Genomic DNA, 20,629 nt, shown 5'->3' on the forward strand with positions numbered 1-20,629 from the left:
AGACAAACCATGTCAGTGATCGGATTCATCGGACTGGGCAACATGGGCATGCCCATGGCCGTGAACCTGCGCAGCGCGGGCCACGAGGTCAAATGCTTCGACATGAGCCAGGCCGTCTTGCGCCAGGCGGCGGAGCACGGCATGAAGCCGCAGCAGAGCGTGGCCGAGACCATCGAAGGTGCGAACTTCGTCGTGTCGATGCTGCCGAGCGGCAAGCACGTGCTCGAGGTGATGGCGACCGAAGGCATCGCCTATCCGCGCGATTGCGTGGCGATCGACTGCTCGACCATCGACATTGCCTCGTGCGCTGGCTTTCACAAGGCGCTTGCGGAGCGCAGCGTGCTCTCGCTCGACGCCCCGGTGTCGGGCGGCGTGGGCGGTGCCGCCGCGGGTACGCTGACCTTCATGGTCGGCGGCTCGGACGACGCCTTCGCCAGGGGCCTGCCCGTGCTGCGCGCGATGGGAAAGAACATCATCCATGCGGGCAAGGCGGGGGCCGGGCAGGCCGCGAAGATCTGCAACAACATGATCACGGGCGTCTCGATGGTCGTGGTGTCCGAGGCGCTGAACCTGGCGCGCAACCTCGGACTCGACATGCAGAAGTTCTTCGACATCGCATCGACCTCATCGGGCCAGTGCTGGGCGTTGACGAGCTATTCGCCCGAGCGCGGACTCGTGCCCACATCGCCGTCGAACCGCGACTACGAAGGCGGCTTTGCCTCCGAGCTGATGCTGAAGGACCTGCGGCTGGCCGAGCAGGCCGCGATGGCCTCCAACTCGCCGGCGCTGCTCGGTGCGGCTGCGGCCTCGCTTTATGCGATCCATTGCCACGGCGGCCAGGGGCGGCTCGACTTCTCTTCCGTCATCCAGATGATGAGGAAACGCTAGCCGACCTTTCTGCTTCAGGACATTCAAAAATGATGGAGACAAAAAATGAAGAGCGTATTGACTGCGATGTTCAGGTTTCTGGTGCTCCTCGGAGCCCTGCATGGCTCGGCTGCATTCGCAGGCCCGACGGTCGGCAAGATCATTGTGGGTTACCCGCCGGGCCAGTCCGTCGACAGCGTCGGCCGACTGCTCGCCGAGCGGCTCGGAAAGATGACAAACCGTACATGGATCGTCGAGAACATGCCGGGCCAATCGGGGAGCATCGCGCTGGCGGCCGTGACCAAGCTGCCGGCCGACGGCAGCGTGCTCACGCTGTCGGCCTCGGCGGCGCTGGCGGGCAACCCGTTCCTTTTCACGAACGTCCGCTATGACCCGATCAAGGACTTCGAACCCATCGGCCTGATCTACGACGCGCCGCTGCTGCTGCTGGTCAACAGCGCGTTGCCCGTCAAGTCCCTGCCCGAGTTGCTGGCCCACCTGCGCGCGAACCCCGGGAAGCTCAGCTTCTCGTCGCCCGGCAATGGCTCGGTCTCGCACCTGGCCATGGCGGAGCTGTTGCGGCGCAGTGGCACGAAGATGGAACACATTCCCTATCAGGGTGCATCGAAGTCGCTGTCGGATCTGGCCGGCGGCCAGGTGCAGGTGTCGTTCGACACCATTGCCTCCGCGCTGCCCCTGATCAAGGCCGGAAAGATCCGCGCCATCGCGATCAGTTCGAAGGAACGCTCCACGCTGCTGCCGGATGTGCCCACCGTTTCGGAAGGCGGTATCGACGGCTTCGACCTCGTTCCATGGGTCGGTCTTCTCGCTCCCGCGGGCACGCCGAAGGACGAGGTCGACAAGCTCAGTGCCGACCTCGCGAAGATCGTTCGCTCCGAGGATTTCTCGAAGCAGATCGTCATGCTCGGCGGCCGACCGCGCACGTCGTCGGCGAGCGAGTTCAAGAGCTTCCTGGATGCCGAAGTGAAGCGCTGGTCGGACGTGATCAAGCGCTCCGGCGCAAAGCTGGAGTAACGCGCGATGCTGATTGGCACTTCGGAACGCGCGCGGATGTCGCGACACGCGCGCGCCCTTCCCGACGGGTTTTCATTCCATCGCAGCGAATGGATGGACGGCGGAAAAGATCCGCTGTGGTCCCCGACCGTCTTCCTCGTGGAACAGTCGCCGGACTCGGTATTGGCCTCGCACTTCCACACGCAGAACCAGTTCCAGGTGGTGATGGCCGGCTCGGGCAAGCTCGGCGCGCATGACGTGCGGCATGGCTCGGTCCACTACGCCGGCGCGTACACCGGCTATGGTCCCGTCGTAGCGGGCCCGCAAGGCCTGAGCTACTTCACGATCCGCGCGGTGTACGAGAGCGGCGCGAACTTCATCGACAGCGCGCGGGACAAGATGATTCGCGGCCCTAAGCGTCATATGCAAGGTCCACCGCTCGATGCCTTGCCGGTTGACGATCTCGCGCGGCTTGCGGAGCCCCAAGTGACTCACCTCATTTCTCCGCAGCCTGATCATCTGGAGGCTTGCGTGTGGTACCTGCCTCCAGACTCACACATCGAGGCGCCGGTGCCCGCACCCTCAGGCCAGTTCCAGTTCGTCATGTCCGGAAGCATGCGCCATGAAGGCACGTGGCTTACCGGTTGGGAGAGCCGTCATGTGGCGGCTGCAGAGCCGGGCGGCCTGATCGAAGCGGGGCCACAGGGCCTGCAGGTGCTGCTGCTTCAGATGCCCGCGAAAGCGCCCGAATACCTGGAGGAGCGCACGGCCAGATGCTGACGTCGACGACCGACCCCTGGGGTATAACCTCGGGCATGAATGAGCCAAGGCCCCAACCTCGTGCAAAGCGAGAAACGCCGACCTTGTCGGCCGAGCAAGTCTGCGACCGGATTCGAAGTTCGATCCTGGCCGGCGAACTCAAGCCTGGCGACAAATTGACCGAACAGGATCTGGCGGCGGAATACCTCGTGAGCCGCACACCCATCAGGGAAGCCATTCGCCAACTGGAGGTGGAGCGGCTTGTTTCCCGCACACGCTTCGTCGGCGTCACCGTGGCCCAGCTCAAGCCGTCGGAGATCATCGAACTGCTCGACATCCGGGAGGTGCTGGAAGGACTCGTGGCGCGGCGCGCGGCCAAGGAGATCAACCCGGAACAGCGAGCCCGCCTGCGAAAGATCCTGGAGCGCATGGCCAAGGCCGAAGAGGCCCACGATGTGTCGAAGTACCTGGATGCCGCGCTCGAATTCCGAAGGACGCTGGCCGAGTGCTCTCGCAGCGAGACGCTCATCCAGTACGTGATGGCAATCGAGAACCGCCTCCGGCTCATGGGCAAGCGCACCGCCCTGATACCCGGGCGTATGGCGGCTGCGATCGTTGAACACAAGAAGCTCATGAAGGCCATCGAGGCTGGCGACCCGGAGGCCGCCGAGCGGCTCAACAGGGAACGCATTCAGCACATTCGGACTGACGTTGAGCGGTCGTTTTCTTTCGCAATTCTCTGAGTCGCATCACTGATTCACGGAATCTGCCTGGCTCCCAGGACGTAGCCACGAGATGCAAGATCGGCCACGTCTTCCCAGCCGGACGTCTATACGTCGCACTCTGGCATGAAGACGTAGAGGAAAGTTCGAGGCGATGTCGAAGGACGACCGGGCTGCCGTGATTGGGTTCCTGAGCTCCCCGTGATGCCCTGGTCATGGCTTGAACGGCTTGCTCAGGAAGCGTGACGCCTTCTCGCCGAAGCGCCAGGGCAAATCGATGGCCCGCGAAATCCCGATGCGGGGTCCTTCGGCCAGCACGGGCCCGGGCTGGTCGTCCGGCAAGGCGAGCAGGCGGAAAGGCGGTGCGTCCAGCGGCAAGCCATTGAAGCTCGCATCGATGCCGAGCGCCTGCCCGAGCCGCCCTGGCCCCGAACACAGAAGCCGCGGATTCTCCAGGCCCCGGCGTCGGTGCATCTGCTCGAGACCGTGCGTGGGCTCGAGCGCGCGAATCAGCACCCGCCGACGCCATCGACCAGCAGCGTGATGCCGATCAGGCGCCTCGCCACGCGAAGGACTCGTCGGTCGTGGGCCCTTCGGGATGGACCCCCACCGAAGGATGCACGTTCATGACAGGATCAACTGCAAGTGGACTCGAATGGAGGTCAACGATGGATGAGCAGAGCATTCGGACGGCCATTGATCGGCATTGGGCTGCCTCCGCAGCAGGTGACCAGGCCGTGGAGCATGAGATCTACCACGACGATGCCGTGTGCACCTATCCGCAGTCGGGCGAGGTCATCCACGGCCGGCACAACCTGCAGGCGCTTCGCAGCCATCACCCGGGCAAGCCGTCGGGGTTTGCGGTTCGTCGAATCGTCGGTGAGGGCGATCTCTGGGTCACCGAATACGCGATCGACTACGAGGGCAAGAGCTCCTTCACCGTGAGCATCATGGAGTTCCGCGACGGAAAGGTGTCGCGCGAGACCCAATACTTCGCCGATCCCTTCGAGGCGCCCGCTTGGCGCGCTCAATGGGTCGAGCGGAGGGCTTGAGCCTGACGTCGCTTGCCTGGTGGCTTGCAGATGTGGCGTCCTGCCGCCCAGCCTCCGATCTACGATGACACGGAAGTCGTTGTTACTTCGGTTGGGCCGACTAACGCCAAGTCCTAGGTGTCCGGTGCTACCGGATTTACCATCCGCTTGTTCGCCAGTTCAAGCAGGATGGCCTTCACCGCCTGTGCTGGCTCGGACAATGGAAGGTGATCCGAAAAGCACAACGCCAGCGGCATGTCGATCGTCGGGGAGGCGATACGGCGAAGATCGCATGAGGCCGAGGCCGCCACGCCACGTGCAGCCGAGCCCGGCAGGATCGTAGCCGCTACCCCGGACGCTACCGCCGCCGCGAGCGTATCGGACGATTCCATTTCCGCGACGACACGCGGCACCAAGTGCACCGCCGCAAACGCCTGGTCGACCCGTCGACGCAGTTCGTTGTTGGCGCGTGGCAGCATCAGGTCGACGTCCCGCAGGCTGTCGAGCGTGACCTCGTCCCCGGCCCCCAAGACGCCGGGCGGAGCGACGACGAAGAGGCTCTCCGTCAGCAACTGGTCGAAGCACAGGCCTTGCACACTGCGTCCGCCGCCGTAGAGCACCGCCATGTCCATCCGACCCTCGCGGACGACATCGCACAACGTGGTGCCGAGGTTCTCGTTGATGTGCAGCACGATCTGGGGATAGCGGCCGTGCACGGTCTGGAGCAACGGCAACGCGAGGGTGGAGGCCGCGGAGCCGGGGGTCAGCCCCACGGAGACCTGGCCGGACAATGCACGGCCCGCGTTGAGCACATCCGCCTGCGCTTGTTCGAATTGGCGCAAGATAAGTTGCGCATGGCGGTACAGCGCCTTGCCCGCCTCGGTGGGCTCCACGCCCTTCTGCGTGCGCAGCAAGAGTTGTTGCTTGAACTCCCCCTCCAGCGTCGCAATCTGCTGGCTCAGCGCCGGCTGGGCAACATGGAGCACCTCGGAGGCCTGGGTCAAACTGCCGACGTCGACGATCTTCACGAAGTACTTCAAACGCCGGAGATTCAATGGGGCCTCGAGGTTGTTGATGGCTCTTTCAAGCAAGCATCAAGCCATCCTCCGCAAGCGTCAACCGGGGTTACGATCAGCTGACCATGACGGTGAATTTCAAGACGTTGAAGAGCTTTGTCACTGCCGTGGACGCGAGGAGCGTTTCGGCGGCCGCACAGCAACTGGGCGTGGCGCAGTCGGCGCTGAGCCAGCACATCGCTTCGCTCGAGGATCACTTCGGGCACAAGCTGCTCAGCCGCTCCAACACGGGCGTCACGCCTACGCGGCCGGGCCATGCGCTCTATCGGCATGCACAGTTGATTCTCAGCCACCTCGAACAGGCAGAGGGCGAGTTGATGTCCCGCAGCGATGAGGGCTTCATCGCCGGCCCGGTGTCGGTGGGCCTCGCGACCTACAGCACCGCGTCGGCCCTCTCCACGCCGCTGTTGCAGGCTGTTCGTCGCGACTGCCCGAATGTCAGCCTCTTCATCAACGACAACTTCGGACTTGTCCTCAGCGAGATGGTGATGACCGGCCGCATGGACATGGCCGTGATCTACGCTGGCAGCCCGATCAAGGGCCTGCACCTGCAGCCGCTGCTCACGGAGGAGCTGTTCTTCGTAGCGCCGGCCGGGACCACATTGCCACCGTCCGACGACCAGACGATTCCGCTGCGCGCACTCGCTGCGTTCGATCTGCTGCTGCCGAGCCGGATGCATTTCCTGCGCCGAATGATCGACGACGAATTTGCGCGCATTGGCGTCGCGCCACGCATCACGGCCGAGATCGAATCGGCGGCCACGCTACGGCAGGCAATCGATGCTGGGCTCGGCGCCACGATCCTGCCTGCCGCCGTGGCGGGCGTGTCGTCTACCGCCGAGCGGCCCGTTGTCCGCCGCATCGTCGATCCCGGGATGCAGGCGACGATCTCACTGTGCGTGACCGACCACCTGCCGATGTCCGACCAAGCCAGCGCAGTGCTGGCCATCCTTCGCAAACAGGTCGACGAGCTCTTCGTGGAGGGGCGCTTTGCCGGCATCCGTGCACCCGAGGCGCCAGGCTTGCCGCCTCGCTGACGGTGGTTGATCCGTCAGTGCGCTTCGAGCGCCGCCGTCGCCGGCGTGGACAACTGACGCATCGCACCCACGCCCTCCGCCACGAACGGGTCGGCATGGTAGTAAAGCAATTGCGCACCGACCGAGACGAGGTGCTCCACGTCCTGCCGAACCACCAACGTGCCCGCCACCTTGCCCGCTGCTCGAATGCGCTGCAAGGTCTGGTCCACCAGGTCGAGCACCGGCTGGGCGCGGCGCTTGCCCGGCGCGACCGCGGGCGAGTAGCCCATCGACTGCGACAAGTCCCCTGGCCCGACGAAGTAGACATCGATGCCCTCGACGGCCAGGATCTCGTCGAGATTGCGCACGGCTTCGACCGATTCGACCATTCCGACCAGCAGCTTGTTTTCATGGTCGTCCGGCACTGCGTAGCGGAAGGTGTGCACCACCTGCCGTGCGATCTCGGCAGTGTGGATCAGCGGCACCATCACGCCGTCCGCGCCGGCGTTGAGGCAGCGGGTGATGGTCGAGCGTTCCTGGTTCTGAGGCCGCACGATGCCGAAGCCGCCGGCATAGCGCGCGGCCTTGGCCATGTGGTGAACGTCCTCGAAGCTGGCCAGCCCGTGCTCGCAGTCGATGAAGACGGCATCGGCGCCCGAGCGCACGAGCTTTTCGCACAGCGTCGGCGAGACGTGGTTGGGATTGACCATCAGCACGGAGTCGCCGCGTGCCAGGCGTTGGTGAAGTGAAGTGCTCATTGGATTTCTCTCTGCATGTCTCGTTTCAGGGTTTGCCGGGCGTGCCATCAGGAGCGCCAAGCCAGCGGCTGATCTCGACATCCGGCCCCTGGTCGCGCGCCAGCGTGGGGCTGATGACCAGTTGCTCGATCGTGGTGCCTTGCGGCAGCGTGCAGGCCAGCAGGATGGCGCGTGCGACGTCCTCGGGCGCCACCATTGCGGCGCGCTCGTCAGCCGTGGGCGGGCGGACCCGCGTGTCCATGATTGGTGTGTTGACCTCGCCGGGCAGGATCGTGGTCGAGCGGATGTTGTTGTTGCGGAAGGTGCCGTGCAGGAAGCCCATGAGGTTGACGACCGCAGCCTTCGCAGCGCCATAGGGCGCACCGCCCAGCAGGTTCGGCCGCAACGCCGCAAGCGAAGACACCGTGACCACGGTGCCCGCGCCGGCCGACAGCATGCCGGGAAGCACCGCCTGGATCAGCACGTACACGGCCGTCAGGTTGACGGAGATGGCGGACTCCCAGTCATCCGCCTCGATCCAGCGGATGTTGCGCACGCGGCTGGTCAGCCCTGCGTTGTTCACGAGGATGCCGACCGGGCCCACCTCGGCCTCGATCCACCGCACCAGGTCCTGCAACTGTTCGCGGCTTTGCAGGTCGGCCTGCCGGGCCCAGGCCTCACCGCCCGCCGCGCGGATCTCGGCCGCCACTGCTTCCAGCGGCTCCTTGCGCCGGCCCATGACCACCACGCGTGCGCCCTCGCCGGCCAGCATCAGCGCCGTCGAGCGGCCGATGCCCGAGCCGCCACCGGTCACCAGCGCGACCTGCCCTTTCAACGCGGCACCGGCCGTCACGCGAGCACCTTGGCGGGCTTGCCCGCAGGCGCAGCGACGGGCGCCGGTGTGGGCAGGTAACCGTAATCGAGACGCGCACGCTCGGAGCTGACCAGGCCCTGTCTCAGGTCGTCCTCCACCAGTTCGCGCGAGCGCTCCTGCGCGTCGCCCCAGCCACCGCCGCCGGGCAGTTCGATCTGCAGGCGCTCGCCGGGCGCCAGCACGAGCCGCCCCTTCGCAAACACCGCCTTCCCGTCATGCAGCACCGCGCCGTTGCGGCCGGCCTGTCCGCCCAGCACGCCGAGGCAGGGGTACTTCACATGCTCGGTGCTCAGGTAGATGTTCATCTCGCGGTCCGACAGGTTGCGGATGACGCCACGCTGACCCAAGCCGCCACGGAACTTGCCCGGCCCGCCCGAGTCGGGGATCAGCTCCTTGCATTCCGTCAGCACCGGCACCGCCAGTTCGTACATCTCGATCGGCGTCACGCGGCAATTGGACGGGAAGCTCAAGGTGTCGAGGCCGTCCATCGACGAGCGACCACCCTGCCCGCCGTGGAAGTTCTGCGCGCTCCCATAGGCCGTGCCGTCGGAGCGTTGTCCCTGGCAGTTGATGCCCCAGATCGGCGCGCCGCCGCTGTCGCCCATCGCACCCTCCGGCACCACGTCCTGCAGCGCCTTGAAGATCAGGCTGGGAATGCAGTGGCCGACCAGGTTGCGCGCGGCGCCTGCGGCGTGCGGGCGCGGATTCAGGATGGAGCCTTCAGGGGCGGAATCGGTCAAGGCAACCATGCACCCCTCGTTGTTCGGCGTGTCCGGGTCGAGCAGGCACTTCAGCGCATAGACGCTGTGCGCCACGCGATAGTGCGGCACCACGTTGATGCCGCGCGCCACCTCAGGAGAAGTGCCTGTGTAGTCGACATGGATCGAATCGTCGCCTACCTCCACGCTGACGCACAGCTTGACCTCCGTCTCGAAGCCGTCGATGGTCATGTCTGCCTTGTAGCTGCCGTTGGGCCACGCCGCGATGGCTCTGCGCATGTGACGCTCGGAGCGGCTGAAGATGGCTTCGCCGAGGCCTTCGCAATCGTCGAGGCCGTATTCGTCCATGAAGCGCGTGAACTCACGGCACATCACCTCGTTGGCCGCCACCATGCTCTGGATGTCGCCGCGCACCTCGTGCGGCAGACGCACGCTGGCCTCGATCACGGAAAACACGTCGGTATTGGGCTTGCCGGCCTTGAACAGCTTGAGCATCGGGATGCGGATGCCCTCCTCGAACATGTCTGTCGAATCGGGCGACTGTGGACGCCCACCGATGTCGGGCAGATGCGCGATGCTGCCCGCGTAGGCCACGATCTTGCCGTTGCGGAACATCGGCGTGAGCATCACCATGTCCGGCAGGTGGCCGGTGCCGATGATCGGGTCATTGGTCGCAAGCACATCGCCCGGCTCGAGCGACTCTGGCGGGAAGGCCGGCAGGAAGTAGTTCTGCGCGGCCATCGGCAGTGTGGTGATGAACACCGGGATCGACCAGGTGCACTGCGCCAGCGCCCTGCCCTTGGCATCGAGCAGCACGTTTACGTAGTCGTGGTTCTCGCGCACGATCGGCGAAAAGGCGGTGCGCCCGAGAGCGCTGTCGGCCTGGTCGGCGATGAACACCAGGCGGTCCCACATCACTTGCAGCGTGATCGGGTCGTTGAAGTCGGGCTTGAGCATGGACATGACGTGTGGCCTTCAGTTCAGAAGCATGATGAGGTTGTGCTGAGCATCGAGCGAGGCGCTCGCGTTCGGCCCCATGACGACGGTCGACTCGCGCTGTTCGATGATCGCGGGGCCTTGGACAGGCACGCCCGGCAGCAGCGCGTAGTGGTCGTAGACGGGCGTGTCGACGGTCTTGCCGAGTTCGGAGAAGAACACCGGCCGCGTGCCCTTGCGCGGGTCGCGCACCGCGCCCGCTTCGCCGCGCAAGTTGGCCAGCGACACGACAGCCTTGGGGCCGCTGGCACGGATGCGCCAGGTGATGATCTCCGCGTCGGTTCCGGTCACGGCGCGGCCGTACAGCGCCACATAGTTCGCATGGAAGCGCGACAGCAGTTCGGGCAGGAAGGCCGGGTCGGCCGGGTCCAGATCGGGCAACGCGACCGAGATCTCGTAACCCTGCCCCACGTGGCGCATGTCGACCGTGTATGAGAAGGTGATGCGATCAGCCGGCACCTTGCTGGCCAGCACGACCTCACGGCCCTGGGCGGCGAGGCTGGACTTGACCACGTTTACCGCGCTGGGGTTCCATGCCGACAGGCGCATCGGCAGACTGGTCGACAAGTCAGCCGCCACCGGCGCACCAAGCAGGCCGATGGCAGAAGTAACGCCTGCGCCCAGCGGGCAGATCACCTTGCGGATGCCGAGCTTGCGCGCCACGCCATAGGCATGTACCGGTCCTGCCCCGCCGAAGGCGATCAGCGGCAGTGCACGCGGGTCGACGCCGCTGTCGGTCGCCTGCATCGATGCGGCTTCGGCCATGCTTTCGTTGACCATGTCATGGATGCCCCAGGCGGCGCGCTCGGCGGTGATGCCCAGGTCCTTCGCGAGGCGCGCCATCGCTGCTGTGGCTGCCGGCCGGTCGAGCGCGAAGTCGCCGCCGAGGAAGGACCTCTCGTCGAGGTAGCCCAGGAGCAGGTCAGCGTCGGTCACGGTCGGTTCGGTGCCCCCGCGGCCATAGCAGGCCGGTCCCGGTGCCGCTGCGGCGCTGCGCGGACCGACGCTCAGCAGGCCCATCTTGTTGCGCGCCGCGATGCTGCCGCCACCGGCGCCGATCTCGATCATGTGGATCGATTGGATCTTCAGCGGGAAACCGCTGCCCTTGCGGAAGCGCTCGTGGCGCGCCACCTCGAGATCGTTGGCGACCATCGGCTGGCCGTTCGGAATCAGGCACAGCTTGGCCGTGGTGCCGCCCATGTCGAAGGAAAGCACACTCTGCTCGCCGGCCTGGCGGGCATAGTCGGCGGCGGCCACGGCACCGGCAGCCGGGCCCGATTCGATGAGGCGCACCGGCGTGCGCGACGCCGACGAACTGGGCACGACACCACCGCTCGACGTCATCCACAGCAACTGCCCTTCGACGCCACGCTGCGACAGCTCGCGCTCAAGATGGTTCACATGGCCGACCATCATGGGGCGCGTGTAAGCATTGACCACGGTGGTCGATGCGCGGTCGTACTCGCGCACTTCGGGGCAGACCGTTGACGACAGCGACACCGAGATCCCCGGCGCCACCTCGGCGATCAACTCGGCCACTCGCTGCTCGTGCTGCGCGTACTTGTAGGCATGCAGCAAGCACACCGCGACCGATTCGACCTTTCGTTCGAGCAGCGTGCGGGCGATGGCGCGGACGCCCTCCTCGTCCAGCGCCTTGATCACAGTGCCGTCGGCGGCTATGCGCTCTTCCACGCCGAAGCAGAATTCGCGCGACACCAGCGGGTCGGGGTACTGGATGCGCAGGTCGTAGAGGTCGTAACGGCCTTCGGTGCGGATGCGCAGCATGTCCTGGAAGCCGTCGGTCGTGATGAAGGCCGTGTGCACGCCACGGCGCTCCAGCACCGCATTGGTCACCACCGTCGTGGCCCCGAGGATCTGCAAGGCCTCGTTGGCCTTGGCCTTGCCAGCGTCCCTGGCGCGGACCTTGGCCAGCAGCTCGTCCACGCCCTGGAGCACGGCACGCGCAGGTGCGTCCGGCGTGCTCAGGACCTTGTGCAGCAGGATGTTGCCGTCGTCCTCGGTCATGGCGAAGTCGGTGAACGTGCCACCTGTGTCGAATGCCAGTTTCATGCTTTTCAGCTCCTTGTGTGTTCGGTTGAGTTGCCTGGAATCAAGCGGTGGCGGTGTCGGATGCGCGGCGACCTGTCATGAACAGTTCGCCCAGGTCGGCGTTGCTCAGCTCGCCAACCGGGCTGTCCCAGATGACCTTGCCAAGCCGAAGGACCACGGCGCGCTCGGCCGCTTCCATCGCCTTGCGCGTGTTCTGCTCGACCAGCAGGATCGTGCGACCGCCCTTGTGCAGGCGCTTGAGCTCGTTGAAGACCAGCGTGATCGCCTGCGGCGAGAGCCCGACCGACGGCTCGTCGACCAGCAGGATCTCGGGCCGGCGCAGCACGGCCATGGCCATCTCGAGCAACTGCTGCTCGCCCCCTGACATGTTCCCGGCCAGCTCGTTGCGGCGCTTCTGCAGGATCGGAAACAGGTCGTAGACGTAGTCGCGCTCGCCCTTGAGGTCGCCGCCCTTGATGGTGTAGGCCGCCATTTCCAGGTTCTCGTCGATGGTCATCAGCTGGAAGTTGCAGCGGCCCTGCGGCACGTATGCAATGCCGTGGCCCAGCATGGCTTGCGGCTTGAGGCCGGCAATGTCCTTGCCCTTCCAGCGGATGGCACCGCCCTTGTGGGTGGTCATGCCGAACAGGGACTTCAGCAGCGTCGACTTGCCGGCCCCGTTGGGCCCAAGCAGCGTGATGAATTCGCCGTGGCGGATCTTCAGGTCCACACCGTGCAGGATGTCCAGGTGGCCATAGCCGGCGTACAGGTTGTCGATTTCGAGTTCCATGATGTGCTCCGTGCTCAGCCGCCCAGGTAGGCTTCGATGACTTCGGGGTTCTTCACCACGGCTTCGGGCGTGTCGTCCGCGAGCTTCGCGCCCTGGTGCAGCACGACCACGCGGTGACTCAGGTTCATCAGCACGTCCGTGTTGTGCTCGATCACGACGAAGGTCACGCCGAGCTCGCGGTTCGCGTGCTCGATGCTCTGGATCACCTTCTCGATGAGGATCGGATTGATGCCGGCCAGCGGTTCGTCCAGCAGGATCAGCTCCGGCTCGGGCATCAGCATCGAGGCAAACTGGAGCAGCTTCTGCTGGCCGCCGGACATGTTGCCCGCCGGCAGGTGCGCGACGCGCGAGAGGCCCGCGATCTCGATCAGTTCCTTCGCACGCTTGCGCAAGGCGCTCACTCGCCGCTTGGCGGAGGGCCCGATCCAGAAGGTCGACAGCACGTTCGGGAAGCTCGACATCTGGCCCGCGAGCACGAGGTTCTCCTCGCAGTCCAGTGTCGGGAAGACCACCGTCTTCTGGAAACTGCGCAGGAAGCGGCCTTCGCGGGCGATGCGGTTCATCGGCCAGTCGGTGATGTCGACGCCCTTGAGCAGCACGCGGCCCGCGTCGCTCTTCTGCAAGCCGGTGCAGCAGTCGAACAGTGTCGACTTGCCCGATCCGTTGGGACCGATCAGGCCCATCACCTCGCCACGCCGCACTTCGATGTCGACGCCCTGCAGGGCCGCCACCGCACCGTAGTTCTTGCGCAGGCCTTCGATGCGAAGCATGCATGAATCGGCAGTCATTTCGCCGCTCCCTTGTCGCTGCCGACGCCTGCGATGCGTGCGGCAAAGCGCTCGAACAGCGGCGCCAACCCCTGCGGGAACACGAACACCAGGCCCAGCAGCACGATGCCGTAGATCACCATGCGCAGTTCCGGCGTGATGCGCAGCGCTTCCGACACCGCCACGAAGACGAAGCTGCCGATCACCGCACCCGGGATCTTGCCGACACCGCCGCCCAACACGATGATGAGGATGGTGTTGGAGTAGTAGGCCTGGAACACCAGCGGGCTCACCACGGTCGAGAAGTGGGCGTAGAGGCTGCCGCCGAGACCGGCGAACACTGCGCTGAGCATGAAGACCAGCAGCTTGTAGGTCCAGGTCGGCACGCCAAGCGACTCGGCCAGCCGCTCGTTGTCGCGGATCGCCACCATGCAGCGGCCGGCCGGCGAGCGGATCAGGGCGACGAAGCCCAGCAGCGCGAGCGCGGCGATCGCCAGCGTCAGGTAGAAATACTCGGGCGCCTTGATGACGGTAAAGGCCCACTCGCCGAAGCCGAGCCGGGGACGCGGCACGCCCGACAGGCCCATGTCGCCGCGCGTCAGGTCGACCCAGTTCTTCGACACCATCTGCGCGATCACGACCAGGCCCAGCGTGCACATCACGAAGGAGGTGTCGCGCAGCCGCAGCGCCGGAATGCCGAGCGGCAAGGCGATGAGTCCGGCCGCCAGTCCCGCCGCCACGAGGTTCACGATGAACGACGTGCCGAAGTGGATCGACATCAGCGCCGACACATACGCGCCGATGCCGAAGAAGACGCCCTGTGCGAGCGAGAGCATGCCGGTGTAGCCAAGGATCAGGTTCAGGCCCAGGGCGGGCAGGAGGAAGATCATCGCCAGCACCATGGCGTGCAGGTAGTAGTCGCCCAGGAAGAGTGGTGCGGCGAGCAGCGCGACCATGGCCAGGGCGCAAGCGCTCCAGTTGACCGTGGCAAGCCGCGCAGCGGGCAGGCGGGGGGTGTCCAGCGTGGTGGTTGACATGATGGCCTGTTGCATGGGGTGATTTGTCAGAACCTGGCCTTGCTGCTGAACAGGCCGTGCGGGCGCAGCATCAGCATCAGGAGCAAGGCGATGAAGCCGACCGAGTCGCGGTACTGAAGGCCGATGTAGCCGGCAACCAGGCTTTCCACCACGCCGAGCAGGAGTCCGGCGATGAGCGTTCCGCGCACGTTGCCCATGCCGCCCATGACGATCACGGCAAAGGTCTTGAGCGTGATCGACTCGCCCATGCCCCCGTAGATGCTCACGTTGATGGGGCCGGTGAGAATGCCCGACAGCGCGGCGATCGCCACCCCGATCAGGAAGGTCTTGCGAACCACCTGCTCGACGTCGATGCCGTTGACCTGGCAGCACTCGATGTTCTGCGAAACGGCGCGAATTGAACGGCCCAGACGCGTACTGCGCACCATCCACTCAAGGGCGACGAACACGATGATCGTGACCCCGACCAGGATCACGCGCTGCTGCGACATGCCGAAAGCGCCCATCTCGATCGGTTCGATCCAGCCGCCGGAGAACACCTTGTAGCCGCCGCCGAAGGCGAGGATCACGACGTTCTGCAGGATCAGCGACAGGCCGAGCGTGGCGAGCACGCCGGCCTGGAAGGGCTGCCCCACGAGCCGCTGCATAACGAGGCGGCCGATGACCACGGCGATCACGCTGACGATCGCGACACCGCCGATGATCGCGAGGCTGTATTCGGAGGTCAGGTGGCTCATCACCCACCAGGCCGCGAATGTGCCCAGCATGTAGTACTCGCCGTGCGCGAAGTTGATGGCGCGCAGCACGCCGAAGATCATCGTCATGCCGGCAGCCACCAGGGCGTACATCGACCCGGTGATGATGCCGTTGACGATCTGCTCGAAGATGAAGGAGTCCACGGGGTTGTCCTTGGAGCGATGCCCGTGCGCCTTACTTGGCGCTCGCGCCGTAGTCGACCTTGGTCGTGATCATTCCCTTGATGACCGGCTTGGCATCGACGATTTCGACCAGCGCCATCGGCAGGATCGCCTGGTTGTGGTCGTCGAAGGTCACGCTGCCCATCGGGCTTTCGTACTTGATGGTGGTCAGCGCGTTGCGCACGTCATCGCCCTTGGCGCTCTTGGCATTGCGAATGGCCTGGGCCACCAACTGCAGCGTGTCGTAGTGGGTGTAGGCATGGTTGTTCGGCATCTCGCCGCCGTTCGCCTTCTTGTAGTCCTCGACGAATTTCAGGCTGCGCGCCGCCGGCACTTCCGGCAACCATGCCGCCGCCTCGACCGCGCCGTTCATGACCTTCGGCGCCGCGGCGATCGTGTCCTTGGTGTTGAACTCGCCATTGCCGACCAGCGCGATCTTGCCGGCCAAGCCCAGCTCGAGCATCTGGCGGGCGATGATGGGGGTGGTGTCGGCCTGTCCGTAGAGGATGATGGCCTGCGCGCCCGAGCGGCGGATCTTGCTGAGCACCGTGCGGAAGTCGGTCTCCGAGTCCTTGTAGTAGTCCTCGCTCAGGATCTCGGCACCCTCGTACTTCGGCAGGTAGCGCTTGGTGAACTTGATCGCACCGCGGCCGTAGTCGCTGTCGACCGACAGCACGGCAAATTTCTTGAACCCCTTGGTCTTGACCGAGTACTCCAGCACGGTCGCCGCGCGCACCTCGTCCGTCGGGTAATTGCGGAAGGTCCACTTGAATCCGCCGACACCCGCCTTGTAGGTGATGTCGGGGTTGGACGACGCCGCATTGACCAGCAGCACCTTCGATTCCTCGACCAGGGGCTCCATCGCCAGGGTCACGGAACTGCAGATGTCGCCGATGATGATCGGCGTCTTGTCGAGGCTGATCATGCGCTGCGTAGCGGCGACGCCCTCCGAGGGCACGCACTGGCTGTCGCCGCTCACCAGTTCCACCTTGCGGCCGAGCAAGCCGCCCGCCGCATTGATCTCGGCCGCCGCCAGGGCGGCGCCCTTGTTGGCGAAGGCGCCATAGCGCGCATTCGGGCCGCTCATCGGGCTGATGATCCCGATCTTGATCGGATCGCCCGCCTGGGCCGCGGCATACGTGAAGGCACACAGGCCCAGCAGCGCAACGGCGGCGCCCCGTGCAGCCGCGCCAACGGTGGGGGTCGTGGGATAACAGCTCATCGCATTTCTCCGGTCGATTTCAGGTGAATGGTGGGAACGTGAACGAATGGTAGGAACGGCGCTTCCAAAGGGCCAATACGGAATCCGGCTTCGGGCATCGCCTTTCCTGATGGGGTTCAGACCAGCTGGGCCACCGCGCGGGCGATTCGCGTGCAGCCTTCCTCGATCTGCTCGACGCTGGTGGCGGTGGACATCCGGAAATACGGCGACAAGCCGTAGGCCGTGCCCGCCAGCACCATGACGCCGCCCGCCTCCAGGAAATGGATCACCACGTCGTTGTCCGTCTCGAGCGCCTTGCCCTCGGGCGTTCGCTTGCCAATCAGGCCCCCGCAGTGCGGATAAAGATAGAAGGCGCCACCCGGCGCGCGCGCACGGATGCCGGGAATCTCATTGAGCAGCCGCACGGCCGTGTCGCGGCGCTGACGATAGGTCGCCACCCATTCCGGCAGGAAGGTCGCTTCCGTGTTGAGGGCGACCACGGCGGCTGCCTGACTCATGGACGACACGCCGCTGGTGGACTGGGACTGGAGCATGTCCAGCGCGCCGATGATGTCGGCCGGGCCCGCCGCGTAACCAATGCGCCAGCCGGTCATGGCATACGTCTTGGAGACTCCGTTGACCAGCAATGTCCGGTCGCGCAATCCAGGTTCGATCACCAGCAGGTGCTCTGGCGCGGCATCACCGAAACGAATGTGCTCGTAGATGTCATCCGTCAGCACCATCACCTGGGGATGCCGCATCAGCACGTCGGCCAGCGCGCGCAACTGCGCCGACGAGTAGGTGGTACCGGTGGGATTGGTGGGAGAGTTGAAGACCAGCCAGCGCGTCTTGGGTGTGATCGCCGCCTCCAGGGCGGCTGGTGTGAGGCGGAAGTCATCCTCTTCACGGCATTGGACGATCACAGGTGTTCCGTCGCAGGCGAGCACCATGTCGGGGTACGACACCCAGAAAGGCGCGGGAATGACGACCTCCATTCCCTCCTCCACTGTGACCGACAACGCATTGAACAACGCATGCTTGGCGCCGCAGGTCACGATGATGTCGCGCGCCGCGTAGTCCAACTCGTTTTCCCGCTTCAGCTTGGCGGCGATGGCCTGCCGCAGCGCAAGGGTGCCGGCCACGGGGGTGTAGCGCGTGTCGCCGCGTTCGATTGCCTCGCAACCAGCCTTGGCGATGTGGGCTGGCGTATCGAAATCGGGCTCGCCGATGGCCAGGTTGATGATGTCCTTGCCTTGGCGCCGCAGTTCTGCGAAACGCTCGGCGGCCGCACTGCTCGGCGAAGGCTTGATGCGCCGGATGCGCGACGAGATCCGGGATGGGTTCACTGAAATTCCTATGGCGGTTTCTACGAAACGAACAGTAGGAGGTATCGGCTCGCGCCGCCAAGATGCCTTCGCTCTACGGCGATCGCATTTGCTGATGGCCCTCCTCTCTCATCCGGCTTTCTCGCGATGTGGCATCAGTTTTCCGGATGGGATCAGAGCGAAGTCGTCTTGGTGCAACCGGGACGTGTGCGTAAGGTCGCGGTCTCGTACTTCCACCATCGAAAACCCGGAGACATCTTGCGCCCTTCCGTTCTGGCCACCCGTGCCACCTTTCCCGACATCGCCGAGCGCCTGCGTCTCTATTTCGACGTCGATGACAACCCCGAAGACACCATCTGGAGCGCGGCCGAACTCCGCCAGCGCCTCCAGGGCAAGCAGGGTGTGATGAGCACCGGCAGCGAGCGCATCGACGCCACTTTGCTGGACGCCTGCCCCCAACTCAAGGCGGTCTGCAATGTCGGCGTGGGCTACAACAACGTGGATGTCGCCGCGTGCACGGCGCGGGGCGTGCTGGTCACCAACACGCCCGATGTGCTGACCGAAACCACGGCCGACTATGGGTTTGCGCTCATGATGGCCACCGCACGGCGTCTCACTGAATCCGAACACTTCCTGCGCCGGGGGGCGTGGACCAAAACCGGCGTGTTCGACATGTTCGCGGGCAGCGACATTCACGGCTCCACGCTCGGCATCCTGGGAATGGGGCGAATTGGCCGCGCCATCGCGCGGCGAGGTGCACACGGATTTGGCATGCAGGTGATCTACCACAACCGATCGCGCCTTGGCGTGGACGCCGAAGCGGAGTCCGGCGCACGCCATGTCGACAAGACGACCCTACTTCGCGAGGCGGACCATCTGATTCTTGTCGTCCCGTACTCGCCCTCTTCGCACCATGCGATCGGCGCACCCGAACTTGCCCAGATGAAGCGCACCGCCACGCTGACCAACATTGCGCGAGGCGGTATCGTCGATGACGCCGCGCTGGCAGCCGCGTTGCGTGACGGAACGCTCGCGGCCGCAGGGCTTGACGTCTTCGAGGGCGAGCCCCAGGTCCACCCCGCCCTGCTGGGCTTGTCCAACGTCGTGCTGACGCCGCACATCGGCAGTGCGTCGATTCGTACGCGCCGGGCGATGGCGGCGCTCACCATCGACAACTTGATTTCGGCGCTGGGCCAGGGCCCGAATGCTGGACGGCCACCGACCCCAGTCAACCCCGAGGTGCTCGCAGGCTGACATGCTCGAATCGAAGCTCGTTGTGATGGGGGTCTCGGGTTGCGGCAAATCGACTGTGGCTGCGGCGGTCGCCAACGCGCTGCACGCTCACCTGATCGAGGGGGACGATCACCACCTCCCTTCAAGCCTGAGGAAGATGCGCGATGGCGTTGCACTGACTGATGCCGATCGCCATCCATGGCTCGACCGCTTGGGGCTGCTGTTGCAGGAGTGCAAGGGGAGCGCTGTCCTCACATGCTCCGCGCTCAAACGAGAATATCGGGACCGACTGCGCAAGGCATCGCCGAGCCTGAAGTTCGCCTACATCGACATCGATCGGCACGAGGCACACAGCCGGGTCGCGAATCGCGCTTCTCACTTTTTCTCGGCGAGCCTGGTTGACAATCAGTTCCAGACCCTTGAGTCGCCTGTCGGTGAAAGCGGTGTCTTGCCCGTCAATGCGTTGTGGCGCGTCGAATCCCAACGAGATGCCATCCTGCACTGGCTGAGACGGCCGTGCATCCAAAACCCTTAGGAAGGTTCGCCTTGAATTCTGTACTGAAGAGCTTCGACCTCACCGGTCGCACCGCCCTCCTCACCGGCTCCAGCGCCGGCATCGGCTACGCGCTCGCGCGCGGACTGGCCGGCGCGGGCGCCCGCGTGATCCTCAATGCGCGCTCCGCCGACAAGCTCGAGAAGGCCGCCGCCCAATTGCGGGACGAAGGCGCGACGGTCTTCACTGCCGCCTTCGACGTCAGCGATGGCAACGCCGTGAACAGCGCCGTCGAACGCATCGAGGCCGAGATCGGCCCGATCGACATCCTCGTCAACAACGCCGGCATGCAGCGCCGCGCGCCGCTGGACCAGTTCGAAGAGACGCATTGGCACGAGCTGATGAAGACCAATCTCGACAGCGTGTTCCTGGTCGGCAAGGCCGTCGCACGCCACATGATCGAACGCAAACGCGGCAAGATCATCAACATCTGCTCCGTGCAGAGCGAGCTCGGCCGTCCTGGCATCGCTCCCTACACCGCCAGCAAGGGCGCGGTGAAGATGCTCACCAAGGGCATGGCGATCGACTGGGGCCCGCACGGCATCCAGGTCAACGGGCTCGGGCCGGGCTATTTCAAGACCGAACTGAACGACGCACTGGTCAAGAATGCGGACTTCAGCGCCTGGCTCATCGGCCGCACGCCGTCCCGGCGTTGGGGCGATGTCGAGGATCTCGTCGGCGCAGCGGTGTTCCTCGCGAGCGACGCGTCGCGCTTCGTCAACGGCCATATCCTCTACGTCGACGGCGGCGTCACCGCAGCCCTTTAGCACACCCCCAGGTTGGCTCACTTCGTGTAACCGCCCACCCCCTTGCAGGGGGCAACACCAGCGGCCCGGCTGAGCCGGTTCCGCGGTGTTTCGCGAAGGGGTTCGTGAACTGTCATCAGATTGAGGAAGAAGGAGAAAAGCCCATGGAAGCCCTCGTCATTCATGCCCCCGGCGACTTG

21 protein-coding genes are annotated in these 20,629 nt (G+C 65.2%); 9 read left to right on the top strand and 12 right to left on the bottom strand.

Annotated features, from left to right (window positions below; all coding sequences use genetic code 11):
- The first annotated feature begins 9 nt into the window (after positions 1–9).
- The 4 genes from mmsB (at position 10) to AC1DHL_RS28460 (ending at position 3,383) form a co-directional block, all read left to right on the top strand.
- Positions 10–888: a 3-hydroxyisobutyrate dehydrogenase gene (gene mmsB / locus AC1DHL_RS28445; RefSeq protein WP_478164169.1), complete on the top strand. Its 879-nt coding sequence runs from the start codon at positions 10–12 to the stop codon at positions 886–888.
- Between the two features lie 45 nt (positions 889–933).
- Entirely contained in the window at positions 934–1,902 is a 969-nt protein-coding gene (locus AC1DHL_RS28450; protein WP_478164170.1) for a Bug family tripartite tricarboxylate transporter substrate binding protein, read from the top strand.
- A gap of 6 nt (positions 1,903–1,908) precedes the next feature.
- Entirely contained in the window at positions 1,909–2,661 is a 753-nt protein-coding gene (locus AC1DHL_RS28455; RefSeq protein ID WP_478164171.1) for a hypothetical protein, read from the top strand.
- Positions 2,662–2,744: 83 nt separating this feature from the next.
- Complete coding sequence (locus AC1DHL_RS28460; RefSeq protein ID WP_478164172.1) at positions 2,745–3,383, top strand: GntR family transcriptional regulator; 639 nt, start codon at positions 2,745–2,747, stop codon at positions 3,381–3,383.
- Between the two features lie 192 nt (positions 3,384–3,575).
- On the opposite strand, the gene AC1DHL_RS28465 is transcribed toward AC1DHL_RS28460, so the two are convergent.
- On the bottom strand, positions 3,576–3,878 hold the full coding sequence (locus tag AC1DHL_RS28465) for a DNA-3-methyladenine glycosylase (RefSeq protein WP_478105666.1): 303 nt from the start codon (positions 3,876–3,878) through the stop codon (positions 3,576–3,578).
- 152 nt (positions 3,879–4,030) lie between these two features.
- Here AC1DHL_RS28465 and AC1DHL_RS28470 point away from each other — a divergent pair, with 152 nt between their 5' ends.
- The gene (locus AC1DHL_RS28470) at positions 4,031–4,414 is read left to right on the top strand and encodes a nuclear transport factor 2 family protein (protein ID WP_478164173.1); all 384 of its coding nucleotides are present in this window, start codon (positions 4,031–4,033) and stop codon (positions 4,412–4,414) included.
- A gap of 113 nt (positions 4,415–4,527) precedes the next feature.
- Here the strand turns inward: AC1DHL_RS28470 and nac are convergent, their stop codons facing one another.
- Entirely contained in the window at positions 4,528–5,484 is a 957-nt protein-coding gene (nac, locus tag AC1DHL_RS28475) for a nitrogen assimilation transcriptional regulator NAC (protein WP_478164174.1), read from the bottom strand.
- Between the two features lie 50 nt (positions 5,485–5,534).
- Between nac and AC1DHL_RS28480 the strand changes: the two genes are divergently transcribed.
- Positions 5,535–6,506: a LysR substrate-binding domain-containing protein gene (locus AC1DHL_RS28480; protein ID WP_478105662.1), complete on the top strand. Its 972-nt coding sequence runs from the start codon at positions 5,535–5,537 to the stop codon at positions 6,504–6,506.
- Positions 6,507–6,520: 14 nt separating this feature from the next.
- Here AC1DHL_RS28480 and AC1DHL_RS28485 read toward each other — a convergent pair whose 3' ends face one another.
- The 10 genes from AC1DHL_RS28485 to AC1DHL_RS28530 form a co-directional block, all read right to left on the bottom strand.
- Positions 6,521–7,243 carry an HpcH/HpaI aldolase family protein gene (locus AC1DHL_RS28485; RefSeq protein ID WP_478105660.1) on the bottom strand — a complete coding sequence of 241 codons (723 nt, stop codon included), beginning with the start codon at positions 7,241–7,243 and terminating at the stop codon, positions 6,521–6,523.
- 25 nt (positions 7,244–7,268) lie between these two features.
- Positions 7,269–8,075 carry an SDR family oxidoreductase gene (locus tag AC1DHL_RS28490; RefSeq protein WP_478164175.1) on the bottom strand — a complete coding sequence of 269 codons (807 nt, stop codon included), beginning with the start codon at positions 8,073–8,075 and terminating at the stop codon, positions 7,269–7,271.
- The gene (locus AC1DHL_RS28495) at positions 8,072–9,778 is read right to left on the bottom strand and encodes a hydantoinase B/oxoprolinase family protein (RefSeq protein WP_478105656.1); all 1,707 of its coding nucleotides are present in this window, start codon (positions 9,776–9,778) and stop codon (positions 8,072–8,074) included. The genes AC1DHL_RS28490 and AC1DHL_RS28495 overlap by 4 nt, the downstream gene beginning before the upstream one ends.
- Before the next feature lie 12 nt (positions 9,779–9,790).
- A complete protein-coding gene (locus tag AC1DHL_RS28500; protein WP_478105654.1) occupies positions 9,791–11,881 on the bottom strand; it encodes a hydantoinase/oxoprolinase family protein in 2,091 nt (696 codons plus the stop codon).
- A gap of 40 nt (positions 11,882–11,921) precedes the next feature.
- Positions 11,922–12,650 (bottom strand): branched-chain amino acid ABC transporter ATP-binding protein, encoded by a 729-nt coding sequence (locus tag AC1DHL_RS28505; protein ID WP_478105652.1) that lies wholly within the window; start codon positions 12,648–12,650, stop codon positions 11,922–11,924.
- A 14-nt stretch (positions 12,651–12,664) separates the two neighbouring features.
- Entirely contained in the window at positions 12,665–13,438 is a 774-nt protein-coding gene (locus AC1DHL_RS28510; RefSeq protein ID WP_478105650.1) for an ABC transporter ATP-binding protein, read from the bottom strand.
- The gene (locus AC1DHL_RS28515; RefSeq protein ID WP_478105648.1) at positions 13,435–14,469 is read right to left on the bottom strand and encodes a branched-chain amino acid ABC transporter permease; all 1,035 of its coding nucleotides are present in this window, start codon (positions 14,467–14,469) and stop codon (positions 13,435–13,437) included. Before AC1DHL_RS28515 ends, AC1DHL_RS28510 begins: the two co-directional genes overlap by 4 nt.
- An 11-nt stretch (positions 14,470–14,480) precedes the next feature.
- Positions 14,481–15,353, bottom strand: a complete 873-nt coding sequence (locus AC1DHL_RS28520; protein ID WP_478105646.1) for a branched-chain amino acid ABC transporter permease — start codon at positions 15,351–15,353, stop codon at positions 14,481–14,483.
- A 31-nt stretch (positions 15,354–15,384) separates the two neighbouring features.
- Positions 15,385–16,593, bottom strand: a complete 1,209-nt coding sequence (locus AC1DHL_RS28525) for an ABC transporter substrate-binding protein (RefSeq protein ID WP_478105644.1) — start codon at positions 16,591–16,593, stop codon at positions 15,385–15,387.
- A gap of 116 nt (positions 16,594–16,709) precedes the next feature.
- The gene (locus tag AC1DHL_RS28530) at positions 16,710–17,918 is read right to left on the bottom strand and encodes an aspartate transaminase (RefSeq protein WP_478164176.1); all 1,209 of its coding nucleotides are present in this window, start codon (positions 17,916–17,918) and stop codon (positions 16,710–16,712) included.
- 237 nt (positions 17,919–18,155) lie between these two features.
- Here AC1DHL_RS28530 and AC1DHL_RS28535 point away from each other — a divergent pair, with 237 nt between their 5' ends.
- The 3 genes from AC1DHL_RS28535 to AC1DHL_RS28545 are packed head-to-tail and all read left to right on the top strand — an operon-like array spanning position 18,156 to position 20,450.
- Positions 18,156–19,151 (top strand): 2-hydroxyacid dehydrogenase, encoded by a 996-nt coding sequence (locus AC1DHL_RS28535; protein ID WP_478105640.1) that lies wholly within the window; start codon positions 18,156–18,158, stop codon positions 19,149–19,151.
- 1 nt (position 19,152) lies between these two features.
- A complete protein-coding gene (locus AC1DHL_RS28540; protein ID WP_478105638.1) occupies positions 19,153–19,665 on the top strand; it encodes a gluconokinase in 513 nt (170 codons plus the stop codon).
- Between the two features lie 11 nt (positions 19,666–19,676).
- The gene (locus AC1DHL_RS28545) at positions 19,677–20,450 is read left to right on the top strand and encodes a glucose 1-dehydrogenase (RefSeq protein ID WP_478164177.1); all 774 of its coding nucleotides are present in this window, start codon (positions 19,677–19,679) and stop codon (positions 20,448–20,450) included.
- The last annotated feature ends 179 nt before the right edge of the window (positions 20,451–20,629 follow it).

Source organism: Variovorax sp. 10L426 (assembly GCF_056395305.1).